Source organism: Paraburkholderia flagellata, from assembly GCF_021390645.1.
Lineage (GTDB): Bacteria > Pseudomonadota > Gammaproteobacteria > Burkholderiales > Burkholderiaceae > Paraburkholderia > Paraburkholderia flagellata.
In genome coordinates this window covers 136,468-162,091 of the sequence record NZ_JAJEJT010000006.1, presented here as the reverse complement: position 1 = coordinate 162,091, position 25,624 = coordinate 136,468, and the positions used below count along the sequence as shown (strand labels likewise).

The window sequence follows — 25,624 nt, the reverse complement described above, 5'->3', positions numbered from 1 at the left end:
CCCAGTCGCATGCGGGAAACTGTGTGCATATTGAGCTGCTTTTGCCGACAAGGCCGGTTGGGCTGTTTTTTTTCCGGCACCGCGACGGTTCGTGGAGCGTGTTCCCGCCGCAGGCCGAGCGGCTCGTGATGCGTGTTCACTGAGATGCCGGACGGCTTGCCAAACCTGGCAACCGTTCAGAAGGGCGAAGAGAAGTAAGAGACGTTCGCTGGTCGGGACTCGATACGGCGAACAGGCAGGAAGCAACGCTGGGATCGGGATAACTCATGTCGATGTATTTAGTATGCCTATTTAATAGGGGGAGATGATTTTTTTGGATCCGGCATAAACATACGACTGCCGATCCAGCGAGGTTGACCAATGGGCGGTTCGCAAAGCCGTGTGCACGATAAAAAAGATAGTTGACCGATGAGGCAGGAGAAGACGCGTGAGGAACTACAGGAAAAATGTTCGGCCTGCCGTGATGGCAGGTTTTATCTGTTCGGCTGCGCTTGCTGGAAACGCGAATGCGCAATCAGCCGGAAGCTTTACGCTGGCGACAGGGTGGCTTTACGTAGCGCCACAGGGTCATGCCACGCCGCTTACCGTGGAAAGCGTGGGTGGTATGCCGGTCAATCAGCAATTAGCGGGAACTGGTGCGCACGCGTCGTCGACGAATACGCTCGGCATTACGACCGAGTACTACGTGACCGACCACATCGGCATCGCCACTCTCTTTGGCCTGCCCCTAACAGTGAATCTGGTTGGAGATGGGACGCTCTCGAAGTACGGCACCCTCGGCACGACGAGGCCGATGCCGCCCGCGATCGAGCTTCGATATCACCTGTTCGAGGCTCAGTCGAAATTTCGTCCTTTCGTCGGATTGGGCGTGAACTACACGTGGTTCACCCAGGTTCGCGCAACCAACAGCCAGTTCATCACCGATAGTGTCGGTCCTGGCGGATCCATACACGCGACCCTCAGTGCATCGTGGAACCCCGTGTTCGAGGTCGGGGCAAGCTACGCGTTTGCCAAACACTGGTCGGTCGGAGCGTCAGTTGGCTATATGCCGATCCAGACGCACATGACCATATACGGACAAACCGCAAACGGAACGCAGATCGTTTCGAAGTCGACGCTCCGGATCGAACCCATTAACGTTTTTGTGAACGTCGCCTACACATTCTAGCGGGGACGACCACCATTTCCTGACATCAATCCTGGCGGCGGGTCGTGCCGCCAACGCATCAATCGCGAGATTTTCCATGCTCATCGAAGACATCGAATACGTCATCTTTCGCCACCCGGACCTGGCTGCCGTTCGCGACTTCATGGTCGACTACGGTTTGCTGGATCGGCAACAGGGCGGCGACGCGCTTTATCTGCGCAGCTACGGCGACGCACCTTTCTCCTACGTCTCGACGCAAGGCGAGGCGGCATTTGTCGGTGTCGGGTTCCGCGTGAGCTCTCGCGAGGCGCTCGACACATTGGCGGCCCGCTTTGATTCGCCTGTGACCGATTGCCCGCATCCGGGCGGAGGCCTGTACACGGTGGGGGCCGATCCCGATGGCCGTCGGCTGGAGTTCGTATTCGGCGCCGAACGTCTGCCAGTCATTCCGTCGGGCGGCGCTCCGATTGTATGGAATGACTCCCATGCCAAAAACCGGCTGGGCCACTTCCAGCGCCCGGCCTTCGGCCCGTCGCACGTTCAGCGGCTTGGCCATGCGGCCGTCTTCTCGCCGGACCCGCAGGGATTGATCTCGTGGTATCGCGAGACGCTCGGCATGAAGACGTCGGAACTGATCTACCAGGGCGACGAGAAAAACGTCGTGGCCGCCTTCATGCACCTGGAAACAGGCGCGGCATGGACCGACCACCACACACTGGCCATCGTCGGCGGCAAGGCGGTAGGCCTGGACCACGCCTCCTTTGAATGTCGCGATATCGATGACGTGGGCATTGGCCACATGGTCATGGCAGATAAGGGCTACAAGCACCGCTGGGGCATCGGCCGCCATTTCCACGGCAGCCAGATTTTCGATTACTGGACCGATCCCGCCGGCTTCCATGTGGAGCACTACGTGGACGGCGACCTCGTCAACAGCGACTCGCCTACCTTGAGCTATCCGTTCGGCCGAGACACATTGTTGCAATGGGGCCCGGCTTTCCCGGGTCTTTGAACCACCACCAGACATGATCGTGCCCGCCTGAGCGGCATGCCCGCTCGGCGGAGCCGGTCCGTAATTCCCTGATGTTTGCACCTGCGCAGCCTTCCCATTGGATCAAAAAGTGAAACGACAGATCCTCAAGACCATTCTCTTTGCCGTGCCCAAGGTCCTCGACCTGACGGCACGCCGCTTCCCTGCCTATCGCGATCGGCTGAAGGAGCGCGATCTCGTCGCGTGGATCGGGCTCATGGATCAAAGCATCGGTCGCGTCATCAAGCTCAAGAATGGCCGCATCCGGTCGTGTGCCGGCAGACATCCGCAGCCGGACGTGCGCATGCTGTTCAAGGACGTACCCACCGCCCTGAAATTTCTCTCCGCCACTCCGGACTACCTGGAGATCATCCACGCGGCGAAAAATTTCAAGGTGGTGACTGAGGGCGACGATGAGCTGCTCGTGTGGTTCATGCAAACGCTGAGCATGATGCAAACCATCAGCCTGCCGATGGGCACGAGCATGCGCGACGGCACGCAGCGCTACACCACGTGCACCAACGGCGGCCCTTTGTTCGTGTACGTGAAAGATGGACGCATCGTTCGCGTGACGCCGGTCGATCTCGACAGCAAGGATGCGCCGAGCTGGGAGATCGAAGCGCGCGGGCGCCGATTCAGCCCGCCACGGCGCGGCCTGGTCGCACCGCACGCCTTGTCGATCAAATCGCTCGTCTATTCTGAGAAGCGCATCCTTCAACCGATGAAGCGGATCGATTTCGACCCCGACGGCGAACGCAATCCGCAAAACCGTGGCAAGTCCGGCTATGTGCCGATCAGCTGGGACGAGGCGTTGGACATTGTCACGAAAGAGATCAACCGGCAAAAGCGTGTTCACGGTCCGGGCTCGATCACGTTTCCCATGTCGTCGCACCACCAGTGGGGCAATATCGGCTACTACCTCAGCGCGCTCACGCGTTTTGCCAACCTGATTGGCTTCACACGGGTGGCCGCGAATCCGGACAGCTGGGAGGGTTGGTACTGGGGCGCCATGCATCACTTCGGCAACTCGATGCGCGTTGGCGTGCCTTCCGGCTATGGCGGAATCGAGGACTGTCTTAAGGAAGCCGAAATGATCGTCTTCTGGTCCAGCGACCCGGAAAGCACGAATGGCGCCTACGCCGGATTCGAAGGCACGCCGCGGCGTCTGTGGGCCAAGGAACTGGGAATCGAGTTCGTCCATATCGATCCGCATTGCAATCCGACCGCCCAGTTGCTGGGCGGCCGATGGATTCCGGTCCGACCGCAAACGGACGCGGCCCTCGCCACCGCCATCATGTATGTGTGGCTCACGGAAGGGCTGTATGACAAGGATTACGTTGCCAACCGGACGACCGGGTTCGACGAATGGCGGGCCTACCTGACGGGCGAGACGGATGGCGTGCCCAAAACGCCCGAATGGCAGGAGCTGGAAACCGGCGTGCCCGCCAAGGACGTTCGAGCCCTCGCACGGCGGTGGGGGACGAGGAAGGTGTATCTCGCCGTCGGAATGACGGGCGCAGGATTCGGCGGGGCTGGACGCGGTGCGACGGGGGCCCAATGGGCGCGTTGCATGATCATGATGATGGCGATGCAGGGATGGGGCAAGCCGGGCGTGAATTTCGGCTGCCTCGAAATCGGCGTTCCGCACGACCTCAACTTCTACTTCCCGGGCTACGCGGACGGTGGGATGTCGGGCGAGCTCGCGTGGACCGCGAATGCCGTGAACAACTATCAACGCATGCCGCACATCCTGACCATGAATCCGGTCAAGCAGATGGTGCCGCGGCAGCAGTTGCCCGATGCCATCATCAACGGGCATGCGACAGGCTACCTGTGGGACGGCCTGTCCCAGGAAGCGCAGTTCGCACCGTTCAGTTACCCGATGCCCGGTTATTCGCCGATCCACATGATCTATCGCTATGGCGGTTCTGCCTTCAGCACGGTCACGAAATCGGGGCGCTGGGCCGACGCTTACCGTCACCCGAGCATCGAGTTCGTGGTCAATCAGTCGATCTGGATGGAAGGCGAAGCGCAGTTCGCCGACATCATTCTGCCTGCATGCACATCGCTGGAGCGGTGGGACATCGGCGAATGGTCGAATTCCGGCGGCTACGCGCATCACGGCTTCAACACGGTCAACCACCGTATGATTACGCTGCAACATAAATGCATCGAACCTTTGGGCGAATCTCGCTCCGACTACGACATCTTCACCGCCATTCTGACCCGTCTGGGACTCGGCAGCGTGTTCACCGAGGGCTGCAGTGAACTCGACTGGGTCAAGCGCGCATTCAACTCGTCGGATTTGCCGGATCACATTTCGTGGCGCGAGTTCTGCCGCAAGGGCTATTTCGTTGTGCCGACCGAAAAGCCGGAATTGCGGCATCCGGTGGATATGCGCTGGTTCGCGGAAGGCCGGCGCAAGGATCTGCAGGAACCGCATCCGATGCCGTCGCAATATGCCGAAAAATTCGGCATGGGCCTGCAGACGCCTAGCGGCAAGATCGAGTTCGTACCCGAGCTGCTGAAGCGGCACACGGCCGATAACCCCGAGCGGCCGCCAGTGAACCGGTACATCCCGTCGTGGGAGGGCTTGCGCTCCCCACTGGCCCAGCGGTATCCACTGCAACTGATCGCCACGCATAGCCGTTACAGTTTCCATACCCATTGCGACGGCAAGAACTCGTCGGTCAACAGCATCGAAGATCATCGTGCATTGATTGGCGGACATCGTTTCTGGCTGTTGCGACTCGGTCCCGTCGACGCGGCGGCCCGTGGCATTGCCCATCGAGATCTCGTCAAGGTGTACAACGACCGGGCTGCGGTTATCTGTGCGGCGGATGTATCGCCTCTGGTCACCACCGGTGTAGTCAAGTCTTATGAGGCGAGTGCTGAATTCCAGATGATCGAAATAGACGGTGAGTGCGTGGAAATTGGCGGTTGCATGAACCTGCTGACCCCCGATCGGCCCCAGACGGCGGGTACAAGCAGCATGAGTCCGAATTCATGTCTTGTGCAGATTGAAAAGTGGAAAGGCGCGGACGCTTTCATGATCCGTCGCGCGGCGTGAGGAGCACACGATGAGCAAGTGGAATCTGGTTATCAAGGTCGGGCAGTGTGAGAACTGCCAGAACTGCGTCATCGCTGCACGCGATGAACACGTCGGCAATGACTTTCCTGGGTACGCCGCGCCTGCAGCGGTCAGTGCCGAAAGCCCAATTCGCATCCTGCGCCGTGTGCAGGGCGACGCCCACATGGTCGAAACGACGTACTTGCCGGTGATGTGCAATCACTGCGACGACGCGCCGTGCATGCGCGTCGGTGGCGATGCAATCCGCAAACGATCCGACGGCATCGTCATCATCGATCCGGAAAAGGCGCGAGGGCGCAAAGACATCGTCAAGTCCTGTCCGTACAAGGCGATCGTCTGGAACGAGGAACTGCAACTGCCGCAGACCTGGATCTTCGACGCGCAACTGCTCGACCAGGGGTGGCAGCATCCGCGTTGCGAGCAGGCTTGTCCCACTGGCGTTTTCGAGGCCGTCAAGCTCGATGACGCCGCGATGGCGGAGAAAGCCCGACGTGAAGGGCTCGAGGTTTTGCTGCCCAATCTGGAAACAAGACCTCGCGTGTGGTACCGCGGCTTGAAACGCTGGAAAAGCTGCTTCATAGGCGGGAGCGTCAGTGCTGCGGTCGGGGGCGTAGTTGAATGCGTCGTTGATGCAGCGATTGTTCTGTACTCGGGCGAGCGGCGGGTCGCAGAAACTGTCTCGGACGCGTTCGGCGATTTTCGGTTCGGTGGTCTCGAGAAAAATAGTGGCATGTACCGGATCGAGATTCGTCACGCTCTTGGCAATGCGTCGCGCGAGTGTGTGGTCGGCGAAAGTGTGTACCTGGGCGAAATCAGCCTCGCGCTGGCGCCAAGCAAGGTTGAGGTCAACTGATGCGCCAATCTCACACCGGTGCCTGAGCCGGCGGAGTGGTGCAACCGCTTTAGGCCTCGCCCGCGCCCTCAATTTTAGATATTGACAATGCGATCAGTTGTGAGTGTAATGTCGAGTATCCGCTGAGGAGCCTAGAGCCGGCTTCAGCGGGACCATCGAGAAACGGCGATTTCACAGGTTCGTCTTTGCGCTGCCGAGCGCGGACGGAGAGATCGCCTTGAGCCACGCCATGAAGCCCGAACGCCTGAGCCACGCGCGCAGAAAAGAGCAGACCCGTGAGCGCCTGTACGGCGCCGCAAGGACCATGTTCCTCGAGAAGGGCTTCGCTGCCACGAGCGTGGAGGACATCGTCGAGGCCGCTGGGTACACGAGGGGCGCGTTCTACTCCAATTTCAGGAGCAAACAGGACCTGCTGGTGGAACTGTTACGGCGCGATGCCGAAGAGGCGCAGGCGGGTCTGCGGGCGATCTTTCAAGAGAAGGGCACGACTGAGCTAGCGAGGGCGCGCATGATTGCTCATTTCGTCCGCTCCTGCAGTGAACATGAATGCTTTCCGCTTTGGGTGGAGGCGTACCTCCTCGCACGCCGCGACAGCGCTTTTCAGGAGCACGTTCACGCGTTGCGGCACGAGACGCTTTTGCAGGTCAGCGCCCATATTCAAACGCTCTTGACGGAAAGCGACAACGCATTGCCGCTGCGGGCGGACGCGCTCGCACTCGGCTTCGTGAGCCTTTTCGAAGGCATGCAGCTCGTTAGTCTGTGCTATCCGCAGAGTGCGACCGAGCCGTTGAATCAGGCAGTGCTCGCGGAATTTGCTTCGTCCGTACTGTATCGGCAGTCAACGGAAAAAACGCCACCGATACGATCGCACGAGTGCCGCACCGTCGAGAATCGTTGAACGAGATCGCGATGTGTCGCGATAGCAGTGCGTCCAGATGCTCGAAAACTAGACCATGGAATACATAGAAAGCTTGCGTCTCTTCCGCACGATCGTCGAAGTAAAAAACTTCCGGCGCGCGGGCGAAATGAAGGACCTCTCACCATCGGTCGTTTCACGCTCGATAGCCTCGCTGGAAGAGCGTCTTGGAACACGACTGTTTCACCGTTCGACACGGCAGTTTTCTCTCACGGAAGCCGCGGAGCGCTTTTACGAGGGATGCTGTCGCGTTCTCGACGATCTGGACTCCCTGGAAGCGAGCGCCGCAGGTCATGGAAGATTGCCGGCAGGCGTATTACGCGTGGTCGCGCACACTACGGCTGCGTTGACGTGGCTTGCGCCGTTGATGGCGTCGTTCAAGCGCAAACATCCGAATATCAGTCTCGATATCACATTGACCGAGCGATCTGTCGACCTGACGGCCGACGGGTACGACCTGGGCATCGTGCTACCGTTCATGCTGGCGACCGATCTGGCTGTCACGCGCCTTCTTCAGCGGCTGCCCCTGGTCATCGTCACAACGCAGGCGTACCTGGGCAGGCGTCCGCCGCCGCGGGATCCTGCAGAGCTGGCAGATCATGTGTTCGTCACGGTGCCGCCGTCGATGCACAAGCCAACGCTTACGTTTCAGATCGACCAGGAAAACGTCGCGGTTCCCATCAAATACGAAATTGCCTCGAATAACCCGATATTCAATCGCGACATCATTCTCGAAGGATTCGGTGTGGGTTTGCTTCCTTTCGCGCTTGTGGAGCAGGACATCAAGGCGGGTCGACTCGTACGTCTGCTGGAGGAGTTCGAGATCGTAGACACGGCGGCTGAAGTCCGACTGGCCTATATGGGGCGCGCGCTTTTGCCCGCAAAGGTCAGGGCATTTATCGACCATACCGCAGAGTTCTTTGAACGGGCCATGTAAGTTCCCCGCCGCTCGACCACGAATGACACCGCATTGTCCGTCGAGTCCGCGGGAATCGTATATCAACTGCGCTAGGTTGAGTCGAGGCGCTCGTGCGCTGGGACAACGGCGGGCACGGCGTCATTGCGCCGGATCGCTTCATCGCGATCGGAGGAAAGCGGCCTGATCGCGGAGATGGATGCCTGGGTGATGCGTGAGGCATGCAGGCAATTTGCGCAGTGGCGAGCCGAGGGCCTTGACGTACCCAAGATGTCGGTGAACGTTTGCGCCGCCGACTTCAAGCATCCGGACTACCCGGGCTTCGTCAACGATATGCTGCAGTCTTATGGCCTGGTCGCTGCGGACCTGACGCTCGAAATGACTGAGCGCGTCCTGTTCGATGAATCGGTCGCCGACATCCGCAAGTCGCTCGATGCCATCCATGCCATGGGCATCGCACTGTCGATCGACGATTTCGGCACCGGCTACTCATCCCTGAGCTACCTCCACCGGTTCCCCGTCAAGGAACTAAAAATCGACAAGAGCGTGCAAGGCATCGGCAGGAACGCAATGGCAGAATCGCTGGCACAAACGCTCATCCACATCGGCAAGATCCTGAAGCTGACCGTGACTGCGGAAGGGGTTGAAACGCATGCGCAGCGCGACTTTCTGGCCACGCACGGCTGCCATCTCTATCAAGGGTTTCTGATCTCGCGTCCGCTCGCGCCTCGCGACTTCGCGCGCTGGACGCGAGTATCCTTGCCGTCAGCTTCCTGACGATGAGTTGGCCAGTTCGCGATTCATCCATGCGCGGACGCGAAAGGCTGAAACAGCGCTCTCGAGCTGGCTCGCCTGCTCCGTGAGCGACAGCGCGGCTGCGGACGCCTGCTCGACCAACGCAGCATTCTGCTGCGTCACCTGGTCCATTTGTGCGACCGCGACATTGACCTGTTCGATACCCTTCGACTGTTCTTCGGACGCCGCGGAGATCTCGCCCATCAGGGCGCTGACTTTGCGTACCGAAGACAGAATCTCCGTCATCGACTGTGTGGCCCGATCGACCTGCCGTACGCCGGTTTCGACGCGGCTCAGCGAATCCGTAATCAGTTCCTTGATCTCTCTGGACGCAGTTGCGCTCCGTTGCGCGAGCGTGCGGACTTCGCCAGCCACCACGGCAAACCCGCGACCCTGCTCGCCAGCCCGTGCTGCTTCTACAGCCGCATTCAGTGACAGGATATTGGTCTGGAATGCGACGCCTTCGATCACGCTGATGATTTCCGCAATTTTCCCCGATGAGTCGGACAGGCCGCGCATTGTCTGCACGACTTCCTGTGTCGCCTGATTGCCCCGCTCAGTCAGCAGCGCTGTACTGGTCACCACCTGGTTGGCCTGCTTCGCGTTGTCGGCGTTCTGACGCACCGCCGAAGTCAGTTCCTCCATGGACGAGGCCGTTTCTTCCAGCGATGCGGCCTGTTCTTCGGTCCGTTGCGACAAGTCGAGGTTGCCCGCCGAAATTTCGTGGGCAGCGGTGTCAATTGACCGCGAACCCTCTCTCACCACATTGATGGCCAGACTCAGCTTGCTTTGCATGGCCTGCAGGCCAGCCATCAACTGCCCCATCTCGTCGTTCGAGCGAACCTCGATGCTGGTGGTCAAGTCGCCGTCGGCAATCGACCTGAAATGGTGCAGCGCCTGGGCGAGCGGCGCGCCGATGGCCCGTTGTAGCAACCACCATGCGAGCGTGGCCGCGCTGAGCGCAAATAGCACACCAGCGATCGCTACGCCCACGAACCAGTGGAACCGGACCTGTGCGGCATCAAACGTTTCCCGCGCAGCGGTGACCTGGATCAGGCCAAGTGAATTCATGCCCACGGACACATCGTTGAACAGATCCGGCGGTATGTGAAGCCAAACCTCGCGGATCTGCGCCGCATCATGAGTGGCAATGGCGCTGAACATCGGCTCAAGGCCGTTTGCCACGAGAGCGTCGAGCTTCGTATTGACGTCGGCCGCGGCGGTGGCTTCGTCCGTTCCGGAGAATGGCAGCGCGCGATAGGCGTCCCACGCCTTCCTTGACGCCGTGAGCAGATCGCGGGCGGTCTGCGTTTCGTGAGGCACATCTGGACTGGCGGGATCAAGCGCGATGCGATACAGCCAGAGGCGGCTCTTGGCTAGCGCCACGTTCGTCTGCCCGAGAGCTTCGGAAGATGCCAGCCGGCTGGAATACAACTCCCGCAGATCGTGGTTGCTCATTGACACGCCAACGATACCCATGGCGCCTCCGATGACCAGCAGGACTCCAAGAAAACCCATTACCAGCGCAAGACGCAGACGAATGCTGAGATTTTTGTACAGGGAGAGCTTCATTTCGGGGGACTCGATTGCCGCAATCGCGTAGGTGATAAAGTTATCAATCTATTGGCGTAGTAAACGGCGCCCCCAGGCAGAACTTGAGTCAAAGGGTCGTCGGCAACATAGCTGATCCTGTTCTGGACGATTTGGAGAATGCCACTCTGACTCGCGTCGATCGCAGGGCTGGGACCTTTCTTGATGCAATCCCAGGAGCGGAACGTCGATCCCTGCGCTACGACAGGCGCGACGCGGTAGATGTTCAACGACATCTCGCAAGGCAACTTCGACGGACCGTCGCTCGACATCTTCGGCGGCGCGAAGATTCACAGCTCGCGGTGCTCGAAGCGGCCCGGATTCCCGATTGCGCCTGCCGCAGGGCATGTTTCCGATCCGTTATGTTTCGACTACCGCGTGTTTCCGGTGTGTCCGAGCGAATAACGGCCGGGCTGCGGCCACACGGTCAATCCGTGCGGCTCCATCCCCACGGGGATCGAGTTGACGGCGCCCGTCGTCGTGTTGATCGCATACACGACGTCGTCGAAGCGTCCCGACAGCCACAGCTCCTTCCCGTCGGCGCTCACGTTACCCATGTCGGGACTGCCGCCGCCCGGGATCGGCCAGGTCACGAGCACCTTGCGCGTCGCGAAGTCGATCACCGACACGCCGCCCTTGCCATGGCGCGACCCATGAATTTCATTCGAGCCGCGATTGGCAACATACAGCTTCGTGCCGTCGCGGCTCGTATAGAGTCCATGCGCGCCGACGCCCGTGTGGATGAAGCCGATCTTTTTGAAGCTGTCGCCGTCGACGAGGAACACGCCGTCGGCCATCATGTCTGCAACATAGAACACCTTACCATCTGGCGAGATGCGGATGTCCTGCGGCATGCCCTTCTTGTTGATCTCCAGATAGCCGACCACTTTACGGTTCACGAGATCAATTTTGGCGAGTTGGCCACCGAATTCGCACGTGAAGATCGCGTATTTTCCGTCAATCGAAAAATCGGCGTGATTGATGCCCTTGCATTGCGGCACATCGAGGCTGGATTTCAGCGCCATCGTATGTGCGTCGCGGAAGTCCAGCCGCGCGTGAGCTTCGGCCACCACGATGGCTTCCTTGCCGTCAGGTGTGAAGTACATGTTGTACGGATCGTCCACCATGACTTCCTTGCCCGGCTTGCCGGTTTTCGGGTCGATCGGCGTCAGGCTCCCGTCGGTGCGGCCTTCCGCATTGTTCGCGACCCAGAGCGTTTGGAGATCCCAGGACGGCACGATGTGTTGCGGACTGTACCCAACGGGGAACCGGTCGACGACTTTGTAGGTGGTCGGGTCGATCACATAGACATCCTTCGAACGCAGGTTCGGCACGTAGACGCGCAAAATCGCGCTCGAGACCGCGGGACTCAGATGGCCGGCCATTGCTTCGCTGTACAGATTATCCGGATTGACCACGGGCGGCATGCCCTGCACGGTGGTCACTGCCTGGGCTGCCGACGCGCTTGTGGCGTAGCCCCCAAGTGCGACGAACACGGCGGATGCGATGCCCGCGAAGTGCCGCAGACTCAAATTCATGACAAGGCTCCTTATCGGATATTGGATGGATCGGATGAGCCGATCGGTAGCGGTGATGCTTGCGTTCGCTCAGTGTGCGGCGACTTCCTTTCTGATGCTCTCGATGGTGCGCGACACGATCGCATCGGTGCCGAGTTTGCCGAGCTCGACGCTCGAGTGCCGCGGATCCCCGCCATAAACACCGTCGGCGGTGCCCGGCCGTGGCGCGTTGCGCAAGCTGTCGCTCCTCACCATCCCGGGTGCGACGGCGAGCAGAAGCGACGTATCCGCAAGGCCGGCGTGCGTGCCGATTTCGTTGTCGGGTACGCCATGTTGACGAAGGATCTGCGTGTAGCCATCCGAACTCGTGCCGTAGTATTCCGGCGGCGCGAATGCGCGCACGCCCGAGCCGGCCCAGGCCGAGTTCAACTGGGCGACGACGTTATGGATATCCTTCTGGTAGCCGCCGTGATCGCCGAGAAAGACAATATTTCTGAAGCCATGAATATTGAAGCTGTTGGCCGCCGACATCAGCGTCTTCTCGAACACGTCGTCGGTTACGGTGATCGTGCCAGGGAATCGCATATGTGACGTCGGCGGTGCGTAGCTGCCCTCGGGCACATAGGCGATGACCGGCGCGACGATCGCGTTGCCGAGCCCTTGCGCAATGCGCTCCGAGAGTACCTTGACGCGCATGTTGTGCTTTCCGAGCGCGACATACGGTCCGCTTTGCTCAGTACCGCCAATCGGGACGATGATCGTCGTCTTGCCCGCGTGAATCTGGTCGCGCAGTTCTGTCCACGTCAGATCCTCCAGTTGCACCGTTGCCGGTACCTGCGCGAAAGAGGCTTGACTGAGAGCAAAAAAAACAACTGCAGCGGCAGCTTGTCGCACGATAGTTTTCATCGCAGAGCCTCAACTGATAGATGGTTTTGTCCACGCGAATGGCGCAGCGACGCTTTCGCCTTGTTCGAAAGCAACGGTTACGAACCGTTCAAGGTTGACCGGAAATCTCGTGCCGGCCTGCGGCAATTCGATGCACGGTAAGCGCAGCCTTACAGCCACCACGCCTTTCGAAAGCGTTCCCGCTCGCAGTCAGATAATTGCGTTTGCTCAATGCAAACCGGTATTAAGCCGAGGAGTTGTGCGATTACAACTCCTTGAGCAGGGGAGTGGGGATATATTTCGTGCCGTCAGAGCTAGAGCGCTCTAGCTTGTTTTTTGTGCTCTGTAAATAAGTGGATGCCCCAGAAAAGGAACGTGCATGATGAAAGTGAATCTCAACAAGGCCTTGATTGCTGTTGCTGCACTTGGCGCATTCAGCGCCGCTGCACACGCCCAGAGCAGCGTTACCCTCTATGGGTCGCTGGATGCCGGTATCGCGTATGTCAATAACGCTGGCGGTCATAGCGCATGGCTTCAGTCGAGCAGCCTGCTCTCGAATACCTATTTCGGTTTGAAGGGCGCTGAAGACCTCGGCGGTGGCATGAAGGCAATCTTCAAGCTGGAATCCGGTTTCAATCTTTCGAACGGCAAGTTCAGCAACAACAGCACGATGTTTAACCGTCAGGCCTATGTCGGCATCGAGAGCGCACAATACGGCACGCTGACGCTCGGCAAGCAATACGACTCCGTTGTGGATTACCTCTCGCCGCTGTCGCTGGCGGGTCAGGCAGGCGTTGTCAATCTCGCAGCGCACCCGCTGAACAACGACAATATCGGCGCGCAATACTCGATCAACAACGCCGTCAAGTACGAAAGCGCCAACTATTCCGGCTTCCACTTCGGGGGCTTGTACGGCTTCAGCAACGATCCGGGCCAGTTCGCCAATGGCCGCGCCTGGAGCGTCGGCGCTGGCTACTCGGCAGGTCCGCTGACGGTCGCTGCTGCCTATGACCAGACGAATACCGACACTAACGCTGCGGCCAACGGAAGCGCTGCGGCCACGGTGCCGTTGGGCGGCAACGTCAAACGTACGGTCGGCGTTGGCGCGAACTATGCGTTCGGTCCGGGCACCGCAGGCGTGCTCTGGACGCATACCCGCATTCAGGGTGCGATGCAGTTCGGCGTGAGTGGCCTGAACGCGCGCTTCGACAATATCGAAGTCAATGGCACATATAGCCTCACGCCGGCGCTCGCGCTTGTCGGTAACTATACCTACACCTATGGCAAGACGACCGGCGCGGGAACGTCTTCGAGCGATCCGAAGTGGCACTCGGCGGTCCTCGCCGCGGACTACTCGCTTAGCAAGCGATCGGACGTCTATCTGGCCGGCGCCTATCAGCACGCTTCGGGTGATGTCTACAATAACGGTACTACCGTTGTTGACACCACGGCCAGTATCGCTGGGCTGCTGCCCGCATCGACAACGCAGAGCCAGGTCGCTGTAACGGTCGGCATGCGTCATCGGTTCTAAGGTCGTTTCCGGAAAGGCGGAAAACACTAATAAGCACAGACGCCCACTGGCGTCGACGTGATTCTCCACACCTCCCCGTCTGCCTGTATGGTTGACGTTTAGTGCGCGCCGGTTTAGCCACCGGCGCGCTTTTTTCGTTTGCGATTTCATTTGGGAATGCAAAACGTAGCGTGGCGTGTTCAAGCGCTACTTCAACCTCACGCCATCATTCCTTAGTATTCCTCCCTTAGGCTGTGTCCAGATTAACAAGGGCGTCTCTGGCAACCGAAATGCGGTTTGCTAGCGGCTTCACACCGTCGCCTCGCTCGCGCGTGGTGAAGGGCTTTCCGGGGGGGCGCCGCAGAAGTTTCATTCAAGGAATTCTGTCCGGCCTGCTACACAATCTGACACAACGGCGGGCACGCTTCTACTGCGCAGCGCTTTGCGCGGCGAGATGTCGTATCCATTCCATAACCGATCGCGGGGACATGAATACCGAAAACTTCAAAAACTGCAGGAGACCACAAACCGTGAAGCTCAAGCATCTGGTTCTTGTTCTTGGCGTCGCACTGGCGAGTGCGGGCGTACGGGCTGGAGCGTCTGTGCAAGTTGCCGTTCGATGTGATCAAGCTTGACCGTAGTCTGTTGCTGGGCATCGAGCGAACGCCCGTCGACGTGCTGAGTTCGATCTATCAGTTAACCAACCTGTGTCAGGCGCTCGTAAGAGCGTGGTGGTGGAAGGCGTCGAAACGGCGGACTTGATCGATGCAGTTGCACTGCTGGGGGCCGATGCCGTTCAGGGCTATGCGATTGCACGCCCGATGCCGGCGGCAAAGTTCACGGACTGGATGCGGAAATATGCCGGTGCGTACCAGCCGGCCGACAAGGCAGACCCCGAAGGGCGTTTCGCGAGGCGCGCGAAGCTGCTGATCGGGGATTCACATTTGCATTTGCTGTTTGGGCCTGCTCAATCGCGTGTCTATGAACTTGCGACGACCCGCGGCCCGGTTATGCCATTCAGGTCAATCTGCGCGGCGTTGCAGACATCGCTTCTGGAGGGCGGCAAAGAGTCACGGTATAACCGGACCGGAATATCTGGCCACTCGAGAAAGGCTGATCGCCGCGTTGGGCGATGAGTGAGTTTTGGCGACTCGCGTGCTCGCCACACTTGCCCTGCGCATGCAGCCCCGTCTGCGCCATATCGACTGCACGCCATCCTCGGAAATCGACTCCCATTTCAGCTTGCACGGATCTGTCAGTAATTTATAAGGCTAATTATTGACAGCCGGTGTGAGCGGCGCGAGATCGCACCGCTCGTATATCTTCTGCATGCGTGGCCCATTCACCCCTCAACGCCGCTCCAATCGAAGCCGCCTATCTTCCCGGGTGTCTTCGCGTGAGTGCGTGAATGCGCTGCTGTATCCCCAACTGACCGTCGAAATCCTTGTCTGCCGCACACCGCGGCACGTCATCTTCCGGCGGCGCCCCCCAATCGCACCAGCTTGCATTTCCCATACTGCGTCGAAGCGACGCGGGTGCGGTAGTTAATCTTTTTTTCATCGTCGTCGCCATATAATCCCTCCATGGTCATAATGACGAAATGGTCGGAATGACATGCGACACGTGGCGTAGTGACGCAGCAGCAGGCGTTCCTCCCTGCGCTTCAGGCAATGGGGAGCACATGGCCCAGGTTACATCGCTTCCCTTAAGGAGATCCACGAATGGATCAGGTGACACAGCTGACCCGAAACAATGAGATTGCATTGAAGATCTTCGAACTACTTCGCAAGCGCCTGAGCGAGGGGCAGGAGCGTTTCGGGCAGAGGACGCGCGACGCGATAAGCGGTGACAGTGGATCCGTTCCCAACCCGGGGCAGTTCGATGCCTCGACTGCGTGGCGCTACGCAGTCGATGTCGCGCAGCGCTCGGTCTTGTTCTGGGACACCTTGCGCCAACGCGGCAACGAGTTCATCGAGCGCAGCAGGGAAGGACTCAAGCCAGCGCTGCATTTCGACTATGACGTGGTGCTCGACGCGAGGCACTTCGAGCGTCCGGTCAACTACGTGCTGTTGGCGATCAAGGCACCGGAAGGTGTCGAGATCGACGCGAAGAAGCGTCCTTATCTGATCATCGATCCGCGCGCCGGACACGGTCCGGGCATCGGCGGCTTCAAGGACGATTCGCAGGTCGGCGTTGCGCTGCGCGGGGGACATCCCGTCTATTTCGTCGCGTTCTTCAGGGAGCCCGAACCCGGACAGACGCTGCTGGACGTGTGCGCAGCCGAGCAGCAGTTCGTGCGCAAAGTGCGCGAACTGCATCCGGACAGCCCCAAGCCCGCAGTCGTCGGGAATTGTCAGGGCGGCTGGGCCGCGATGATGCTCGCCAGTTCCTCCCCGGAAGATACCGGCCCCATTGTCGTCAACGGCGCTCCGATGTCTTACTGGAGCGGTGCGTGGAACGAGGGCGAGGCGCCCAATCCGATGCGTTACGCCGGGGGTATGCTCGGCGGCACCTGGCTTTCCTCACTGGCTGCGGATCTCGGCAACGGCAAGTTCGATGGCGCCAACCTCGTCAGCAACTTCGAGTATCTGAACCCCGCGAACACGTGGTGGGACAAGTACTATCACGTGTTCGCCAATATTGAAACGGAGCCGGCGCGTTTTCTCGAGTTCGAGCGGTGGTGGGGCACCTACTACCTGATGAACCGGGAAGAGATCGAGTGGATCACCCATAACCTCTTTGTCGGCAACCGGTTGTGGTCGGGGCAGGTGCGTGGTCCGTCCGGCAAGTCGTTCGACCTGCGCGAGATCCGCGTCCCCATCGTTCTGTTTGCTTCGATGGGCGACAACATCACACCGGTGCAACAGGCATTCAACTGGGTCGCCGACCTGTACGGCAGCACGGAAGAGATCAAGGCGCGCGGTCAGGTCATCGTCGCCCTCACGCATGGGGATATCGGCCATCTCGGCATCTTCGTTTCGGGCAAGGTGGCGAAGAAGGAATACACGCAGATATTCAACGTGCTGGAGACGATCGAGACGCTTGCACCGGGCCTCTACGGCATGTCGATCAAGGAAGTGAAGGGCCCGGACGGCAAGACCGAATACGACGTCTCGCTCAAGGAGCATCGGCTCGAGGAGGCCGTCGAGTACTTCAATCCGTCTTTTCAACGAAAGGACGAAAAACCGTTCGAGGCCGTGTCCGCGGTGTCGGAATTCAATCAGCGTGCCTATGAGTTGTTCGTCCAACCGTATGTGCGGTGGGCTTCGAACGAAACGACGGCGCGGCTCCTGCGCGCGTTCCATCCGCTGCGTTTCGAGCGGTGGGCATTCTCGGACTTGAATCCTTGGCTGGCCGCGCTCGGCCCGCTCGCCGAAACGGTCAGGGCAAGCCGTGCACGCGCGGACGACGTCGAACCGTTGCGTGACGTCGAGCGGCGCGGCTCTGAGCTGCTCAGTGCTTCGCTCGACCACTACCGCGCGGTGCGCGATGCCGGCGTCGAGGCGCTGTTTTTCTCGGTGTACGCGAATCTTCTCGGGCTGCACGACTTCGGTCATCAAGAGGAGCATGGCGAAGATTCCGCGCCGAGCGCCGACCCGCGCAGCATGCCGTTCGTCCGGGAAGCGCTGGCCACGATCAGCCACGGCGGCTACGACGAGGCAGTCGCGCGCACGGCATTTCTGCTTGCGCCCAAGGGGCAGCCGCTGCCGCTGTCGCGCATCGAGACGGTTCGGGAACTGGCGCAGGAATATGCCGATTACCTGCCCACGCTGCCGCCGGCCGACTGGCGCCGCATTCGGGGCGAGCAGGAGATCATTGCGACGTTCGAGCCGCAGCGGGCAATCGAAACGCTGCCCGACCTGCTGGGGACTCCTGAAGACTGCAATCGGCTGCTGACCTTGCTGGACAAGCTGGTGGCCGACCGGCGCGTTCAGGCCATCGAGCCGACCGAGCAGCAACAACAGGCGCTTCAAGCGATCCGTGCGGTGCTCGGCGCGCCGGCGGCGATGGCAACGCCAGCGCGCAAGCCGCGCGTTCCGCGCGCCGACGTCGCGGCGGCCTGAGCGTCTTCCATCTGTTCGCGAGAAAAGCTTCCATGGAATCCAATCACATCAAATACCGCCGTCTGATCGCAGAATGCCAGGCGCTCGCGCCGCTGCCCGTCGCGGTGGCCCATCCCTGCGACGCGAGCTCTCTCGAGAGCGCGATCGACGCCGCGCGGCAGGGGCTCATCGCGCCCACGCTCGTCGGTCCGCGCGAGCGCATCCTGTCGGTTGCGTCGGAATGCGGCCTCTCCATCGGCGACTATCCCATCGTCGATACGCCGTTCAGTGAAGCTTCGGCGGCCTCCGCCGTTCAGCTCGTGCGAGAAGGCAAGGCGCAGGCGCTCATGAAGGGCAGCCTCCACACGGACGAACTGATGGCCGCGGTCGTGCGCCGCGACGCCGGGCTGCGTACCGCCCGCCGCATCAGTCACTGCTTCGTGATGGACGTGCCGTCCTACGCCGATCCGCTCATCATCACCGACGCGGCCGTCAACATCGCGCCGACGCTCGAAGAAAAGATCGACATCCTTCAGAACGCGATCGATCTTGGTCATGCGCTCGGTTTTCCGGAAGTGCGGGTGGCGATCCTTTCGGCCATGGAGACCGTGAACCCGAAGGTGCCCTCGACGCTCGAAGCGGCTGCGCTGTGCAAGATGGTGGATCGCAGGCAGGTGACGGGCGCGCTCGTCGATGGTCCGCTCGCACTCGACAACGCAATCGATCCCGAGGCCGCACGTATCAAGCACATCGACTCGCCGGTGGCGGGCCGCGCCAATGTGCTGATGGTGCCCGACCTCGAGGCGGGCAACATGCTGGCCAAGAGCCTGTCGTTCCTCGCGGGCGCCGACGCGGCGGGCATCGTGCTGGGTGCGCGCGTGCCTGTCATCCTGACGAGCCGGGCCGATTCGGTCATGACCCGCCTTGCCTCCTGCGCGGTGGCCATGCTCGTCGCGCACGGGCGGCAGGCGGCCGGACATATCGAGGGTTGATGCCATGGCTGACGTGATTCTCGTCGTGAATGCCGGTTCGTCGAGTATCAAGTTCTCGACATTCGAAGAGCGCGGGGCGGCGCTCGAACTCGTCGTACACGGTCACGTGGATGGGTTGTACACCGACCATGCCCGGTTCGAGGCACTGGACCACCACGGCGTGCGCCACGCGAAGGAGTGGACCGCCAGCGAGGAACTGGACCATCGCCACGGGCTGGAACAGATCGCCGTATTCCTGAGCGAGCACCGCGAAGGGCACACGCTCGCGGCCGTCGGTCATCGCGTGGTGCACGGCGGGCAGCGTTTCGGCGGTCCGGCTCGCGTGACGCCTGCCGTGATCGACGAACTGGAAAAACTGACGCCACTCGCACCGCTGCATCAGCCGCACAATCTCAAGCCGGTACGCCTGATCGAACAGTTGCACCCGGACGTGCCGCAGGTCGTCTGCTTCGACACGGCGTTTCATCGTACCCAGCCCGACGTCGCGCAGGCATTCGCGTTGCCGGCCGCCATTACTGACCTGGGTGTGCGCCGCTATGGCTTTCACGGACTGTCGTACGAATACATCGCGAGCGTGCTCCCCGACGTTGCGCCGGCGGCATCGGCCGGGCGTACGGTGGTGGCTCACCTCGGTAACGGCGCCAGCATGTGCGCACTCGTGGCGGGCAGGAGCGTGGCCAGTACGATGGGCTTCACGGCCGTCGACGGGCTGCCCATGGGCACGCGCTGCGGCAATCTCGATCCCGGGGTTGTGCTGTACCTGATGGAAGAGCGCGGCATGGATGCGCGCGCCGTCGAGGACCTCCTCTATCATCACTCCGGGCTGCTCGGCGTATCGGGCATTTCCGGGGACATGCGCACTCTGCTGGAAAGCGACGATCCTCGGGCTCGCTTCGCGATCGACCTCTACGTGTACCGTATCTGCCGCGAACTCGGCTCCCTTGCTGCGGCAATGGAGGGACTGGACGCGGTGGTCTTTACCGGTGGCATCGGTGAGCACGCAGCGGCCATCCGCGACGGCGTGGTGCGGCGGGCGCAGTGGCTTGGCGCCGACCTCAATGTGACCGCGAATCTCGACGGTGGACCGCTTGTGAGCACGGCGTCGAGCCGCGTGCCGGTGTATGTCATTCCGACCAATGAGGAACTGATGATTGCGCGACATACGCGCGCTGTACTGGAGTAAGCCCATGTCAACCGAACAGACCGGACACACTAGCCCTGTGCTCAAGGGCATGAAGGCGCTGGTCACCGGGATTGCCAACGAGCATTCGATTGCGTATGGCTGCGCGAAGGCGTTTCGCGAACTCGGTGCAGACCTTGCCATCACGTACGCAACGGAGAAGAGCAGGTCGTGGGTCGAGCCGCTCGCGCAGGAATTGCAGGCCGACCTGTTATTGCCGCTGGACGTCGCCGATGCGAGTCAGCTCGAGGGCGTGTTCTCGCGCATAGGGCAGCAGTGGGGGCGTCTCGACATCGTCCTGCACTCCATTGCGTGGGCACCGAAAGACGATCTCCAGGGCGGCCTGTTGCACTGCTCGAGCGAGGGCTTTTCGCGGGCCATGGACATTTCGTGCCACTCGTTCGTGCGTATGGCCGCACTTGCTGCGCCCCTCATGGAAAAGGGCGGCACGCTGCTTACCATGAGTTATCACGGCGCGATCAAGGTGGTGCCGAACTACAACGTCATGGGACCGGTCAAGGCAGCACTCGAGGCATGCGCGCGCTACCTCGCCTACGAACTGGGCCCGCAAGGCATCCGCGTACACGCCATATCGCCGGGTCCGCTGATGACGCGCGCAGCTTCCGGGCTCAAGGACTTCGGGCTGCTGCTCAACGAGGCGGCCCACCGCGCGCCGCTTGGCGAACTCGTCGACATCATGGACGTCGGCTATACCTGCGCTTTCCTCGCGACGCCGTATGCACGCAGAGTTTCGGGCGAAACGCTGTATGTCGATGGTGGCGTGAACATCATGGCATGACGCTTTACGGGAGAAACGACATCGTGACTGAGCTTCTGCTGCAACCCATCGAGGACACGGTATCCGACGACGATATCGCCGGCTTTTTGAGTCACTATGGCTTTCCGCCGTTTACGGCAATCGAGCGAATCGCAGGTACGGGATCCCGGCCGGCTGTGCTGCTCGCGTTCAATGAACTTCAGCCGGAAGCCCTGCGAATCCTGCAGACGAGGATCCATCGAGTTTTCTGGAACGACCGCACGGTCGAAGCGATCATCATGACGGTCCGGACAGAATGAGCGGGATGGCCCGACGCGACGCGGAACAACGATCACTCGACCGCTCGGTCCGGAGTCTGTTGTATTGCGTCGTGCGCGAAGGCGCTGCCTTGTGCGCGGGCCAGCAGCGAATCTGGCGAAACGCTCAATTCGGGCACGGGGAAATTAATCAACCTCGGGATGTCCTGCGGCGTCACCCCAAGCGCACCCAGTACTAGTCCGACCACTTGCTCCGGGTAACGACGAGACGTTCCGCCGGCGACCATGCGATGAACCGCCATCAAGCCAGCGCCGGTAACGACGTCTATCATCGTCCCGACCGCGCCGTCGTTAAACTGGCCGCGTCTTTGCCCCGCCCTGAGGTGGCGCGGGAGATAGTCGTAGAACCCGCTGTCGCGGTTCACGAGTTGCAAGCCCGCACCGGCCACGAACTGCGCAACCAGTTCGTGAGACCGAATCAGGTGCAGATAACATCGGAATGCGGTGGCGACCTTGAGGCTGGGATCGTCTTCGACGTTGGAGATCGCCACTTGGATCATCCTCACGATGTCACGGTTCAACTCGGCGGCGAGGGCCTGAAAGAGCTCCTCGTTGGTGCGGAAGTAGTTGTAGAACGATCCTTTGGATACCTCGGCTGCTTCGACGACGTCGGCGATGACGCTTGCACCCACGCCTTTCTGGGCAAACACGATCATGGCGCTTTCGAGCAAACGCATGCGCATGCGCCGGCGACGCTCGGCCGCTACCCGAGGGCGATGGTCATCGTGCGATTCTGGCATACCCAATCCTGACGAGAAGTGCTGCGTTAACCACAGATCTTGTGCGCGTGCACTCGCATGAGGATATATGCCGCGCGGACGACTCAAGTGTCGCAAGCGAATTTTGCCATGACCTACCCGCGTGAGAGAAACTGCTTAACGCCGCATGCTTTCAGCGCGTCGCGGTGAAACTTCGGTTGCGGGTAAGTTCCTTTCCGATCTGCACGCGCACATGCGCGGGGTTGGAGAGAAACGACGGCGTAAGGCCGAAGTAACGCTTGAATGTCCTGCTCAAGTGCGCCAGGTCGGCGAACCCCGTGGCATGGGCTATTTCGGTGAGCGTCGAGCCTGCGCAGAAGAGCTCTGCCGCTTTGCGCATTTTCACCCAGAGCAGATATTCGCGAATTGAACTTCCTGTCGCAGACGCAAAGAGATGCGCGAGGCGGCTCTCCGACAATCCGCAGTAGCGGGCCAGTTGCAGCGGATTCGTGCGCACCGGAACGTGCGTCGAAAGCCAGGAGGCGACCGCGTCGACGCGCGCATCGATCGCTTGCGATCTTGCGGCCAGCGGAAACAGGGCGCACAGAATCTGCTCCGAGCCGGCGCGCATTTGTTCGCAGTCTTGTGGTTGACCCAGCGCCGCTTCGGCGGTTCGGATCACGAGATCGTCGGCGAGTTCCGATAGATCGACGATTTGTCTTCCTTTTAAAACGTGCTTGAGCAGGTGCTGGGAAAAAGCGTTCGTCAGCTCCAGCTGAATACTGTAAAGCCCGGCTTTGCGTGCTTCGATCGAGCGACTGACGTTGGGGGCAACGAGGAGGATCCGCCCCGTGTGGCGCTCCTGCGCGGTCGCGAGCCGCAGCGCATCCCGGGTACAGACTGCTAGAACCATGACTGGGCGCGAAGTCGCCTTCGCCACGAAGTCGGGCGAAGTGTAAATAATGCGATCCGACAAGATCGAAAGAGACGCGACCGTATTGTCCATAAACCGATTCGCCGAACTCGCCGCTGGCCGGAGATCGGACACGCGGCAAAAAGTGCGTCGTTAGTATTTCGAAAGAGTTATTCGAGCTTGCCGAAGCCGCGCAACCAAGGTCTCAAATGCATTTGGCACCGCGCGGGCGCGGAATTCTATCAGGCCGTCACAGAAACAAAAAAAACAAAACGTCGCTTTCGAAAAAGAAGGGTTTCCCCTATGCGAAAGCAGCAGTTTCGTTCAAGTTGCTTCGTCCTGCTGGCCCCCACAATGCGAGCGAGTCGCCAAAGATGCGACCTCGTGCTGGCGACCGGCCGACACCGGAGAATGGTTGGACAAAACTCACACGGCACATCAGCGATAGCAGGGAGATAGGAGACTCAATCATGCGTAACAACGGTCTGGTTACACAGCGCGAGTACGCACTCGCAGACGATGTGACGCTGATGTCGGTCACCGACATTCAGAGCCGCATTCGCTATGCCAATGCAAGTTTCATTGCCGTCAGCGGCTTCGACAAAAGCGAATTGATCGGCGAGCCGCACAACGTCTTGCGGCATCCCGACATGCCACCCGAAGCCTTTGCCGACATGTGGGCGACGCTGCGTGAGGGGATGTCGTGGAGCGCCCTGGTGAAGAACCGGCGCAAGAACGGCGACCATTATTGGGTCCGCGCCAACGCCACGCCGGTCGTGCGCGACGGCAGGCTCGTCGGGTACCTGTCTGTTCGCACGCCGCCGGACCGCAAGGATGTCGAAGTCGCGGACCACTGGTACAAGCGCTTTCGTGAAGGGAAAGCCGGAAGCCGAAAATTCTATCGCGGCCTCATCGTACAGACCGGGCTGTGCGGCTGGACGTCGGCGTTGCAAACGGTGCAGTTGCGTTCGCGAATGAACATCGCACTACTAGTCGCGGGATTGATGCTCTTGTTGAGCGGCTATGGGCTCGGGCTTCGCGGCGGCGCGCTTGCCGGCCTGGGGGCGTCAATCCTGGTCAGTCTGTCGCTCGCAGCATGGTGGCTGGCGGCGCAGGTGTCGCGCCCAATCGAACAGGTGCTGCGACAGGCGCTCCGGGTCGCGGCGGGCCAGCCAAGCGAGGATTTGAGGCTCAACCGCATCGACGAAATCGGGATGTTGGCCCGCGCCGTCGCGCAAGCTGGTCTGAACCTGCGTTCCCTCACCGATGACATCGGCGAACAGATAGCGGGCTTGCAGACGACGAGCGACGAAATGGTGCAAGGAAGCCTCGATCTGAGCGCTCGCAGCGAGGAAGCCGCGGCGAGTCTACAGCAGACGGCGGCAGCGATGGAGGAAATGAGGACCACCGTCGGCAACAACGCTCAAACGGCCAATCATGCAAGCACGATCGCCGGCGCGACGAGTCATTCGGCGACGCGCGGCGGCGAGACGATGCGTCACGTTATCGACACCATGGCAACGATCATGTCGTCCGGGCGCAGAATCGGCGAAATCGTGGGCGTGATCGACACCATCGCCTTTCAGACCAACATCCTCGCACTGAATGCAGCAGTCGAGGCTGCCCGTGCCGGTGAAGCCGGTCGTGGCTTCGCGGTGGTCGCAGGCGAGGTGCGCACACTCGCTCAGCGCTGCGCCCAGTCCGCGAAGGAAATCAAGGCATTGATCAACGAAAGCGTCGAGAAAATCGAAGCAGGCAGCGGACTGGTCGATCGTGCAGGTGAAGCGATCGACGGAATCACTGCCGACGTCGCGCGCGTTGCGTCGATGATCGACGAAATCAGCTCTGCTACAAGCGAGCAGTCCAGTTCCATCGGCGAGGTCAATCTCGCTATCGCGCAGCTCGACCTGACGACGCAACACAACGCGGCGCTGGTCGGTCAATCGGCTGCCGCGGCAGAGAGTCTGCGGGACCGCGCTCAGCGCTTGCGTGAGGCAATGGCTGCGTTCGTATAGTCTCTGGCCGGTTACATCGCTTTCGGCCCCGCGGCCGGGGCGATGCAAGGGTCAATGGCCGACATCAGGCCGCTCATCCGAAAGCCGGTGCTCCGAGTCGCCGCAAGCACTTCTGGAGCCCGCGAATCTCCATTTTTCGATGCCTGCCCGCAAGGGTGCGGGCCGTCTGGCCACGCACTCGCGAACCAGGCGGGTGCAGATCGAGGCTCTATACACTCCCGTCGAAAACTCGCATGTGCCGACATCAGAGGCGCCTGAATTAACGATGTAAACGTGAAATCATTGAACAATGAATTTGTAATTAATGAGTATTTGCACCATTACGATGATTGACGGGAAAGCGCTCGAACCACATTGGTGCCGGCATTCGCAATAAGAGAGCAAATGTCTAAAAATGATATTGCTCTATCAAAAAAAGTTTTCTCACCCGCATTTTTT

At 60.5% G+C, this 25,624-nt stretch carries 21 protein-coding genes; 16 read left to right on the top strand and 5 right to left on the bottom strand.

Going from position 1 to position 25,624, the window contains the following annotated elements:
- The first annotated feature begins 463 nt into the window (after positions 1-463).
- The 7 genes from L0U83_RS40185 (at position 464) to L0U83_RS40155 (ending at position 8,730) form a co-directional block, all read left to right on the top strand.
- On the top strand, positions 464-1,168 hold the full coding sequence (locus L0U83_RS40185) for an OmpW/AlkL family protein (RefSeq protein ID WP_233890216.1): 705 nt from the start codon (positions 464-466) through the stop codon (positions 1,166-1,168).
- 76 nt (positions 1,169-1,244) lie between these two features.
- Complete coding sequence (locus L0U83_RS40180; RefSeq protein ID WP_233890156.1) at positions 1,245-2,159, top strand: VOC family protein; 915 nt, start codon at positions 1,245-1,247, stop codon at positions 2,157-2,159.
- A 109-nt stretch (positions 2,160-2,268) separates the two neighbouring features.
- Positions 2,269-5,247, top strand: a complete 2,979-nt coding sequence (locus tag L0U83_RS40175; RefSeq protein WP_233890155.1) for a molybdopterin-dependent oxidoreductase — start codon at positions 2,269-2,271, stop codon at positions 5,245-5,247.
- A gap of 10 nt (positions 5,248-5,257) precedes the next feature.
- A complete protein-coding gene (locus L0U83_RS40170; RefSeq protein ID WP_233890154.1) occupies positions 5,258-6,121 on the top strand; it encodes a 4Fe-4S dicluster domain-containing protein in 864 nt (287 codons plus the stop codon).
- A 229-nt stretch (positions 6,122-6,350) separates the two neighbouring features.
- The gene (locus L0U83_RS40165; protein ID WP_233890153.1) at positions 6,351-7,019 is read left to right on the top strand and encodes a TetR/AcrR family transcriptional regulator; all 669 of its coding nucleotides are present in this window, start codon (positions 6,351-6,353) and stop codon (positions 7,017-7,019) included.
- Between the two features lie 55 nt (positions 7,020-7,074).
- Positions 7,075-7,974, top strand: a complete 900-nt coding sequence (locus L0U83_RS40160; RefSeq protein WP_233890152.1) for a LysR family transcriptional regulator — start codon at positions 7,075-7,077, stop codon at positions 7,972-7,974.
- 123 nt (positions 7,975-8,097) lie between these two features.
- Positions 8,098-8,730: an EAL domain-containing protein gene (locus tag L0U83_RS40155; protein WP_267939924.1), complete on the top strand. Its 633-nt coding sequence runs from the start codon at positions 8,098-8,100 to the stop codon at positions 8,728-8,730.
- Here L0U83_RS40155 and L0U83_RS40150 read toward each other — a convergent pair.
- Positions 8,719-10,320: a methyl-accepting chemotaxis protein gene (locus tag L0U83_RS40150; protein ID WP_233890150.1), complete on the bottom strand. Its 1,602-nt coding sequence runs from the start codon at positions 10,318-10,320 to the stop codon at positions 8,719-8,721. The genes L0U83_RS40155 and L0U83_RS40150 overlap by 12 nt on opposite strands.
- A 240-nt stretch (positions 10,321-10,560) precedes the next feature.
- Between L0U83_RS40150 and L0U83_RS40145 the strand changes: the two genes are divergently transcribed.
- Entirely contained in the window at positions 10,561-10,743 is a 183-nt protein-coding gene (locus L0U83_RS40145; RefSeq protein WP_233890149.1) for a hypothetical protein, read from the top strand.
- Here L0U83_RS40145 and L0U83_RS40140 read toward each other — a convergent pair.
- Entirely contained in the window at positions 10,710-11,876 is a 1,167-nt protein-coding gene (locus L0U83_RS40140) for a YncE family protein (RefSeq protein ID WP_233890148.1), read from the bottom strand. The two genes, L0U83_RS40145 and L0U83_RS40140, sit on opposite strands and share 34 nt — an antisense overlap.
- 69 nt (positions 11,877-11,945) lie before the next feature.
- Entirely contained in the window at positions 11,946-12,761 is an 816-nt protein-coding gene (locus tag L0U83_RS40135; RefSeq protein ID WP_233890147.1) for a creatininase family protein, read from the bottom strand.
- 358 nt (positions 12,762-13,119) lie between these two features.
- Between L0U83_RS40135 and L0U83_RS40130 the strand changes: the two genes are divergently transcribed.
- The 7 genes from L0U83_RS40130 (at position 13,120) to L0U83_RS40100 (ending at position 21,542) form a co-directional block, all read left to right on the top strand.
- Positions 13,120-14,271 carry a porin gene (locus tag L0U83_RS40130; RefSeq protein WP_444544258.1) on the top strand — a complete coding sequence of 384 codons (1,152 nt, stop codon included), beginning with the start codon at positions 13,120-13,122 and terminating at the stop codon, positions 14,269-14,271.
- Between the two features lie 713 nt (positions 14,272-14,984).
- The gene (locus tag L0U83_RS40125; RefSeq protein WP_233890146.1) at positions 14,985-15,386 is read left to right on the top strand and encodes a hypothetical protein; all 402 of its coding nucleotides are present in this window, start codon (positions 14,985-14,987) and stop codon (positions 15,384-15,386) included.
- Positions 15,387-15,971: 585 nt separating this feature from the next.
- Entirely contained in the window at positions 15,972-18,314 is a 2,343-nt protein-coding gene (locus L0U83_RS40120; protein ID WP_233890145.1) for a DUF3141 domain-containing protein, read from the top strand.
- A gap of 32 nt (positions 18,315-18,346) precedes the next feature.
- The gene (locus tag L0U83_RS40115) at positions 18,347-19,285 is read left to right on the top strand and encodes a phosphate acetyltransferase (RefSeq protein ID WP_233890144.1); all 939 of its coding nucleotides are present in this window, start codon (positions 18,347-18,349) and stop codon (positions 19,283-19,285) included.
- 4 nt (positions 19,286-19,289) lie between these two features.
- Entirely contained in the window at positions 19,290-20,468 is a 1,179-nt protein-coding gene (locus L0U83_RS40110; RefSeq protein ID WP_233890143.1) for an acetate/propionate family kinase, read from the top strand.
- Positions 20,469-20,472: 4 nt separating this feature from the next.
- Entirely contained in the window at positions 20,473-21,264 is a 792-nt protein-coding gene (fabI, locus tag L0U83_RS40105; protein WP_233890142.1) for an enoyl-ACP reductase FabI, read from the top strand.
- Between the two features lie 23 nt (positions 21,265-21,287).
- Entirely contained in the window at positions 21,288-21,542 is a 255-nt protein-coding gene (locus tag L0U83_RS40100; RefSeq protein WP_233890141.1) for an RNA-binding protein, read from the top strand.
- A gap of 32 nt (positions 21,543-21,574) precedes the next feature.
- Here L0U83_RS40100 and L0U83_RS40095 read toward each other — a convergent pair whose 3' ends face one another.
- Both L0U83_RS40095 and L0U83_RS40090 read right to left on the bottom strand, forming a co-directional pair.
- Complete coding sequence (locus L0U83_RS40095) at positions 21,575-22,237, bottom strand: TetR/AcrR family transcriptional regulator (RefSeq protein ID WP_233890140.1); 663 nt, start codon at positions 22,235-22,237, stop codon at positions 21,575-21,577.
- A gap of 214 nt (positions 22,238-22,451) precedes the next feature.
- Entirely contained in the window at positions 22,452-23,264 is an 813-nt protein-coding gene (locus L0U83_RS40090) for a helix-turn-helix transcriptional regulator (RefSeq protein ID WP_233890139.1), read from the bottom strand.
- Positions 23,265-23,641: 377 nt separating this feature from the next.
- On the opposite strand from L0U83_RS40090, the gene L0U83_RS40085 reads away from it, so the two are divergent.
- Positions 23,642-25,186: a methyl-accepting chemotaxis protein gene (locus tag L0U83_RS40085; RefSeq protein ID WP_233890138.1), complete on the top strand. Its 1,545-nt coding sequence runs from the start codon at positions 23,642-23,644 to the stop codon at positions 25,184-25,186.
- Positions 25,187-25,624 lie beyond the last annotated feature (438 nt).